General features: G+C 44.4%; 1 protein-coding gene. It reads left to right on the forward strand.

Annotation, left to right across the window (positions count from 1 at the left end):
• Nucleotides 1–808: hypothetical protein (locus R2S10_RS24670; RefSeq protein WP_316843060.1), on the forward strand; the 808-nt coding region annotated here is incomplete at both ends.

Here is an 808-nt window from a genome sequence, read left to right on the forward strand (position 1 = left end):
ACGTTTGCCAGCACCAACTTTATACACCCAATGGGCTCCGATGTTTAATGAAGATTTAAACTGGCAACCGGCCAATGATCCATGTGTTCAGTTGTTAGGTGGAGGATGGCGATTGCCTACTTCCACAGAATGGACTGTCGCAGATGCTGCGCCACAACTCTGGACAAAAGATCAGGATGCCTATAATTCCGTATTGAAATTACACAATGCAGGAGTATTGGAAAATAATGGCGGTACTATTGGGACAACCAGAGGAACTATGGGACGTTACTGGAGCAGTTCACAATACGACAGAACTATGGGTGTTAGTTTGCAGTTTAATGCGACTACAAGTGAGATTCTGGCAAGTAATAGTGCTGGCGCTTATAAATCTTTTGGATACTCCGTACGTTGTATTCGTGACGCAGTGACTGCTACTGTGCCTTTGGTGAGTAATGTACTTGCTCCTGTTTCAGGGATGAAAGCAAGTTCAGCAGAGGGCTCGGCAACTATCGTTACCGATGGTAAAGCTGAGCTTAGCGGACGTGGACTGGTATGGAGTACAACCAATAAAATACCAACCTTGGCTGATCAGGTATTGCCTGCTACAAGTGTCTTGCCAGACGGAAGTTTATTAGGTGATTTTATGCAAACCTTAACCGGACTTTCTGATGGACCAACTTATTACGTTCGCGCATATGCAACCAATGCAATTGGAACAGGATATAGTCCAACGGTGACCAGTTTTAAGATTTGTAACCCTGTTACTGTAGTTCATTCTGCAGGATTAAATGGTGCGCCGGTGGATAAAACAATCACTTATGGTACC

Source organism: Pedobacter gandavensis (assembly GCF_032678745.1).
GTDB lineage: Bacteria > Bacteroidota > Bacteroidia > Sphingobacteriales > Sphingobacteriaceae > Pedobacter > Pedobacter gandavensis_C.